Genomic DNA, 518 nt, shown 5'->3' with positions numbered 1-518 from the left:
AGGATGCACTCTTTTAGAAGGCAGAGTGCATCCTCTATGAGATTGGGACCATGCCTTATGAGGGTGAGGCTGTATCCCTTGAGGGGAAGGATGCACTCTTTTAGAGGGCAGAGTGCATCCTCTATGAGATTGGATACATGCCTTATGAGGGTGAGGCTGTATCCCGTGAGGGGGAGGATGCACTCTTTTGAGGGCAGAGTGCATCCTCTATGAGATTGGGACCATGCCTTATGAGGGTGAGGCTGTATCCCGTGAGGGGAAGGATGCACTCTTTGAGGGCAGAGTGCATCCTCTATGAGATTGGATACATGCCTTATGAGGGTGAGGCTGTATCCCGTGAGGGGAAGGATGCACTCTTGTGAAGAGCTGAGTGCATCCTCTATGAGATTGGGACCATGCCTTATGAGAGTAAGGCTGTATCCCGTGAGGGGAAGGATGCACTCTTTTAGAAGGCAGAGTGCATCCTCTATGAGATTGGGACCATGCCTTATGAGAGTAAGGCTGTATCCCTTGAGGGG

1 protein-coding gene is annotated in these 518 nt (G+C 51.2%); it reads right to left on the bottom strand.

The window, feature by feature from the left end; all coding sequences use genetic code 11:
• Positions 1-518: hypothetical protein (locus B5V81_RS08640; RefSeq protein ID WP_212113105.1), on the bottom strand; the 518-nt coding region annotated here is incomplete at both ends.

Origin of the sequence: Bartonella queenslandensis (genome assembly GCF_018155095.1) — a bacterium.
Classification (GTDB): Bacteria; Pseudomonadota; Alphaproteobacteria; order Rhizobiales; family Rhizobiaceae; genus Bartonella; species Bartonella queenslandensis_B.
This window is presented reverse-complemented; position numbering and strand designations above follow the sequence as displayed.